The organism is Paenibacillus sp. N119s (assembly GCF_059447605.1).
Window position 1 is genome coordinate 1 of record NZ_JCAJRU010000268.1, and the last position, 6401, is coordinate 6401.

Genomic DNA, 6401 nt, shown 5'->3' on the forward strand with positions numbered 1-6401 from the left:
TCCGTTGCTGCTGGGTCTGGGACTTGATGAGTTCAGCATGAGCGCAACTTCCATTCTGCCAGCACGTAGCCAAATCTCCAAATTGTCCCGTGCAGACATGGAGAAATTGGCTGCAAAAGCTCTGGATATGCAAACAGCTGAGCAAGTTGTTGAATTGGTTCAAAGCATCGAAGCATAAGGAAGGGTATCACATTTTCAAAGGTTATATCTTTTTCCAACAAAAATTGCTGTATACATACAGCAGCCGGTATCTAAACAGATACCGGCTTTTTTGTATGCTTTGGGTGACTAGGTCAAATTTATTTTTAACTACATGCACAATTCAACACAGGTTTACGGGCTGCAGTGGTTTCATCCAGGCGTGTGACGGGAGTGGTATAGGGTGCATTGAGCACCAGCTCAGGATTCTCCTTGGCTTCGCGCGCAATTTGAATCATAGTGTCGACAAAAGCATCCAGCGTCTCTTTGCTTTCTGTTTCCGTCGGCTCGATCATGATGCATTCCTCTACATTTAGCGGAAAATAAATGGTAGGTGGATGATAACCGAAATCAAGCAATCGTTTGGCTACATCCAGCGTACGCACTCCAAATTTCTTCAAGCCTCGCCCTGACATGACAAATTCGTGTTTGCAATGCCCAGGGTAAGGCAGGTCAAAATGCGGAGCCAACCGATGCATCATGTAGTTGGCATTGAGTACAGCGCATTCGGATACTCGCTTCAAGCCATCAGGACCGTAGCTGCGGATATAGGCATAGGCACGGACGAGAATGCCAAAGTTGCCGTAAAAGGCTTTGACCCGTCCAATAGAATCTCCCTGCTCCCGGTCCCAGCGGTACATCCCCTGCGAATCACGTACAACAAGCGGCTTGGGCAAATAGGGAATCAGTCGCTGCTTTACGCCGACAGGTCCCGCGCCAGGGCCGCCTCCGCCGTGAGGGGTGCTCATCGTTTTGTGCAGATTGAGATGCACCACATCGAAGCCCATATCCCCGGGGCGGGTAATTCCCATGATGGCGTTGGAATTTGCCCCGTCATAGTAAAGCAGACCACCTGCGTCATGCACGATCGCGGCAATGTCAGTAATTTGCTTCTCAAACAGGCCCAGCGTGTTTGGATTGGTCAGCATGAGCGCAGCGGTGTCGTTGCCTACGGCTTGACGCAGCGCATCCAGATCCACCAGCCCCTCTGGGGTGGAGGGTAGGGTGACTGTTTCGAAGCCCGCGACAGTTGCACTGGCGGGGTTCGTTCCGTGCGAGGAATCCGGCACGAGCACCTTGGTACGTCGCTCACCACGTGCTTCGTGGTACGAGCGGATCATCATCAGCCCGGTCCATTCGCCATGGGCGCCAGCAGCGGGCTGAAGCGTGACGGCATCCATGCCAGTCAACGTAGCCAGATCGTTTTGGAGCGTATACAGCAGCTCCATAGCACCCTGGATGCTACCCTCCGGCTGATAGGGATGGATTTTAGCAAAGCCTGCGTAACGGGCGACATCCTCGTTCACCTTCGGGTTGTATTTCATCGTACAGGAGCCAAGCGGATAAAATCCGTTGTCGACGCCAAAATTACGCTGGGACAGGGCGGTATAATGGCGAATAACATCTACTTCGTATACCTCGGGTAGTGCCGCAGGCTCGCTGCGCAGCGCGTAATCTGGCAAAAGCTCTGCTACCGGGCGACGAGGGACATCGCACTCAGGAAGGGAATAGGCGATGCGACCCGGACGGCTCAATTCAAAAATGAGCGCCTGATCGTGTTCCTGCAACAGCTCTTGTTTCTGATCCTGTCCGGCGTGTGTCATAGCAATCCCTCCAAGGTGTGTACAAATTGGTCGATCTCTTCTTTGGTTCTTTGCTCCGTTACGGCAATCAGCATATGACCAGCAAGCTCCGGATAGTCCCGGCCCAAATCATAGCCTGCAATAAATCCGGCAGCCAGCAGATTGTCCTGAAGTTTGCTCATATCTGTGCCTTCAGGCAGTCTAAGGGCAAACTCATTAAAGGTCGGTGCATGAAACGAGGCAGTTATGCCTTTCAAGCTCAGCAATTGCTCTAATGCGTAGCGACTTTTATGCACATTCAGCTCGGCTACTTCCTGGATACCCTGTCTTCCCATGACGGACAAGTACACTGATGCCGTTAAAGCAAGCAACGCTTGATTGGAGCAAATGTTAGAGGTAGCCTTTTCGCGGCGGATATGCTGTTCTCTCGCTTGCAAGGTCAGCACGAAACCGCGTTTGCCGTTACGGTCTGTGGTTTGGCCTACAATACGACCAGGGATACGGCGCATATGCGCCTGTGAAACGGCAAAGTAACCGCAGGTCGGACCGCCGAGGGAGGACGAGATCCCAAGCGGCTGCGCGTCGCCTACCACAATATCTGCGCCTTGCTTGCCAGGCGCCTCCAATAAGCCAAGCGCCAGTGGGTTGGCACTGACAACCATAAGCCCTTGCTGCGCATGGATGAGGTCAGCCATCGGCTTCAAATTTTCGACGGCTCCGAAAAAGTTGGGGCTCTGAACCAAAACAGCCGCTGTCTGTTCCGATATAGCTGCGGCTAGCGCATCGACATCCGTTACGCCGTCTGAACAGCCAATCTCCACGATGTCCAAATCCAATCCGCGTGCATAGGCTGCCAATACCTGACGTGCCTCTGGATGGACAGACCTTGATACGATGAGCTGTTTACGGCGCGTGGCTGCGGTAGCCAATGAGCCTGCTTCCGCCAGAGCTGTCGCCCCATCGTACATACTGGCATTAGCTACAGCCATGCCTGTCAATTCGCAAATATACGACTGGAACTCGAAGATGGCTTGCAGCTCGCCCTGGCTTACTTCCGGCTGATAAGGGGTATAGGCTGTGTAAAATTCGGATCGTGAGGTGATGTGTTGGATAACGGACGGAATATGATGATCATAAATGCCTGCACCAAGAAAGCTGGCATGTGTATCTGTATTGGCATTGTGTCCGGCCAGTCTGGCCATGTGGCGGGTTAAGGCTCTTTCGTCGAGCCGAGAGGAAAGAGGGAGTTCTCCTTGGTATCGAATAGCCTCTGGAATGTCACTAAATAGCTCATCAATGGATGATACGCCTACCACACGCAGCATTTCGGTTTGGTCTTGTTCGGTCATGGGGAGATAGCGATGCTGCTTCATAGGTTCTGGCTCCTTTCGAAAAGCAAAATTTAGATAATAAATTAGCTAATACATAAACGGAATTGGAAAATCCAGAATTTCATATACGATATGATCGTTTTTTCAGGAATGAAGAGAGTTTAAGATCAGCGTGGCCGTTTATAAAAGGGGGCTGCGACCACCTCCGCACGTAGGCGTTTACCACGAATTTCGACCTCCAGCGGTGTAGATAGGGTACTATAACGACTGTCCACCAGGGCCAGCCCTAGATTGCGCTTCAAGGTGGGCGATTGGGTGCCGGTGGTGACCTCACCGATGTGTTGGCCTTCAGCAAATACCGGATAATGAGCGCGCGGGATGCCGCGGTCCATCATTTCCAGCCCAATCAACTTGCGAGGAATTCCTTGTTCTTTCTGGCGTTGCAGTGCTTCCCTGCCGATAAAATCTCCTTTGTTCAGCTTGACGAAGAAACCTAAACCAGCCTCAAGCGGTGAAATGGTCGCAGATAACTCTTGCCCGTACAGCGGCAGCCGCGCCTCAAAGCGCAGCGTATCGCGAGCACCAAGTCCAGCAGGAATCAGCCCATACGACTCACCGCAACGAAGCAAACCATCCCAGACGGCAGGTGCTTCCTCAGCAGGTATATAAAATTCAAAGCCGTCTTCGCCGGTATATCCGGTTCGCGAGACAAGCGCTTTTGCTCCAAACAATTGCACGTTCTCCTGGAATCGGAAAGATGCCAGATTCGTTATATCTGTATCTGTTGCGGCAGCGGCAATACGTGCTGCTTCTGGTCCTTGCAATGCCAGCAATGCTATTGCGTCAGACACATTCTCCAGATGAACCGATGCAGGTGCGTGGCGAATAAGCCAATCCCAATCTTTGTCGATGTTGGAAGCATTCACAACGAGCATGTAGCGCTCTGGTCCTTTGCGATATACAAGCAAGTCATCCACTACGCCTCCGTCGGGGTAACAAAGGAGTGAATATTGTGCCTGACCCGGTTCCAACTGGCTGACATCATTTGTGGTTACTCGCTGCAAAAAAGCCTCGGCTTCTTTGCCCTCAACCAAAAACTCGCCCATATGCGAGACATCGAATAAACCCGCGCGTTGGCGGACGGCCTCATGTTCTTTTTGGATGCCGCTAAACTGAACGGGGAGCTCCCATCCGCCAAAGTCAATACAACGAACTCCGGGTTGCGTCCCGTAGGACGAATATAGTGGTGTTCTTCGCAAATTAGACATTTTTCCACTCCTATCCAGTGTAATCGGCCAAAACAAAAAGACAGGCTGAAAGAAACGTATAGACGGCGGTCCATACTCTTTTTTCAGCTCTGTCCTTGATACCAGAAAGTTACCCCGGCATGTACCGGGTTTCCCCTTGGGTGATCCGCTCTAATCGCGAATGCTCTCCAGAGATGCGTCCGGCAGAGGTCCTTTTGCCTGAGAGATTCACCTGCAATGCAAGTTTACTCCTTCGGCGCTACCTTTTGGATCAATGGTATGCTACCCGGTCTTGCAGGTAACAACTTGGATCCGATTCGCGTGCATAACTGTCTCACAAACGACAACAGCTATGAGAATCCTTTTGGCAGTCTCTCCCTCCGCGTTCATCCGCGTTTGCAGTTGTCGATGTATTTCCAAAAGCATTTGCTATAACCCATTAATACGCAAATTCATTCAAAATGTCAATAAAAATGTCATATGAAACAATATGAAAAACATTTAATGTATAAATAAGGATATGTAAGCGTTTGTTACAAGTTATTATTTTTGATAGACTATGCTATATAGGTTGGTATGAAGTATTTTTGTTAGTATTATTGACATGGATGTTCTTGTTGTCATAATCTTAACCTGTCTAATACAAGTGATCAAAAGCATTTTATTCATGTGGAAATGAGGCGAAACGGATGAGTGAAGTGAAACAGGAACTTTGGTATACAGACGAACATGAGTGGGTTCAGCGCACAGCGAATGGAACGTTGCGAATCGGCATTACAGACTTTGCACAGCATCAACTGGGTGATATTGTTTTTGTGGAATTACCTGGGGTGGGAACAACGATTGAACAGGGGGCGGAGGTCGGCACAATTGAATCGGTGAAGACAGTCTCCGATCTTTTTGCCCCGGTGGCGGGAACCGTTATGAAAGTGAATGAAGCTCTGGAAAGCACACCTGAACTGGTGAATGAATCTCCCTATGAAAAGGGTTGGATGATCGAAGTAGAATTGAACAATGATGTCGAGGAAGCTGTGGGCAAGCTGCTGTCTGCGGAGCAGTACGAACAGTTGATTTCAGATGAGCAGTAATAAGTAATACAGCATGAATTACTACCTTTTATTTTGATTTTCTGTATGGATCTTGAATTAAATAAGAGCATCGTGAGTCCGCTCGGTTTTTGTATAAAATAGTCGCTATGATCTGACATAGCGGCTATTTTTTTGTTGTTTTTTAGAAGGCGTAATTACGTCACTTCCTCAGATTTAGAAGGGTGTCCCATTAAAAAATATGCAGATTTACAACCATGTTTTTTCGACTAATTTCTATTGTTATCGGCCATATTAAGAAGAATTATGCAGGTATAATGCCTTGGCGTTACTTTAAATTTAAATGTTGTCATCAACGTTCATGACGAAAGTACGTTTTCATTTCGTTGATGAAGATAGCGCTGTCATTTAGTATGAATTTTAAGAAAAGGTAGTGATGCTATTTACTCACAAGGAGGATATGAATATGAGCACAGTGGACACAAAGTCCAGTTCAAGCGGTGGCGCTCGTGTCGCCGTACAACGTTTTGGCCGTTTTCTCAGCGGTATGGTTATGCCGAATATGGGAGCCTTTATTGCGTGGGGATTAATTACAGCACTCTTTATTCCGACCGGGTGGTTCCCGAACGAGGGTTTTGCACAACTGGTTGATCCAATGAAAAATTATTTGCTGCCGCTGTTAATTGGTTATACAGGAGGCACAATGATTCACGGACAGCGTGGAGGTGTGATCGGTGCCATTATGACGATGGGTGTCATTGTGGGGGCCGATATCCCGATGTTCCTGGGCGCAATGGTAGCTGGTCCGCTGGCTGCATGGATATTGAAGAAGTTCGATAAGGCCGTTGAAGGCAAAGTCAAATCCGGTTTTGAAATGCTGGTCAATAATTTCTCGGCTGGGATTATCGGTGCCATTCTAGCACTACTCGCTCATGTGGGCATCGGTCCGGTCGTACAAACCATCAGCCAAGTATTGTCGGCAGGGGTACAGTTTCT

5 protein-coding genes, 1 pseudogene and 2 riboswitches are annotated in these 6401 nt (G+C 49.1%); of the genes and pseudogenes, 3 read left to right on the forward strand and 3 right to left on the reverse strand.

The features are described from left to right. Positions 1–178 (forward strand): annotated as a pseudogene (locus tag AC5V8P_RS22270) (phosphoenolpyruvate--protein phosphotransferase); the annotation flags it as partial. Positions 179–305: 127 nt separating this feature from the next. Here AC5V8P_RS22270 and gcvPB read toward each other — a convergent pair. From gcvPB to gcvT, 3 genes are all read right to left on the reverse strand, one after another. After that, positions 306–1802, reverse strand: coding sequence for an aminomethyl-transferring glycine dehydrogenase subunit GcvPB (gene gcvPB, locus AC5V8P_RS22275; protein WP_064796836.1), 1497 nt, complete (start codon positions 1800–1802; stop codon positions 306–308). Further along, positions 1799–3154: an aminomethyl-transferring glycine dehydrogenase subunit GcvPA gene (gcvPA, locus tag AC5V8P_RS22280; protein WP_064796835.1), complete on the reverse strand. Its 1356-nt coding sequence runs from the start codon at positions 3152–3154 to the stop codon at positions 1799–1801. The genes gcvPB and gcvPA overlap by 4 nt, the downstream gene beginning before the upstream one ends. 125 nt (positions 3155–3279) lie before the next feature. Continuing rightward, positions 3280–4380, reverse strand: coding sequence for a glycine cleavage system aminomethyltransferase GcvT (gene gcvT / locus AC5V8P_RS22285; protein WP_064796834.1), 1101 nt, complete (start codon positions 4378–4380; stop codon positions 3280–3282). 79 nt (positions 4381–4459) lie between these two features. Next, positions 4460–4556, reverse strand: a riboswitch (glycine riboswitch). Next, positions 4557–4656, reverse strand: a riboswitch (glycine riboswitch). It lies immediately after the preceding riboswitch. Between the two features lie 392 nt (positions 4657–5048). Between gcvT and gcvH the strand changes: the two genes are divergently transcribed. After that, positions 5049–5447 (forward strand): glycine cleavage system protein GcvH, encoded by a 399-nt coding sequence (gene gcvH / locus AC5V8P_RS22290; protein WP_063212059.1) that lies wholly within the window; start codon positions 5049–5051, stop codon positions 5445–5447. A gap of 424 nt (positions 5448–5871) precedes the next feature. Then, positions 5872–6401: PTS transporter subunit EIIC (locus tag AC5V8P_RS22295; protein WP_495473874.1), on the forward strand; the 530-nt coding region annotated here is incomplete at its 3' end.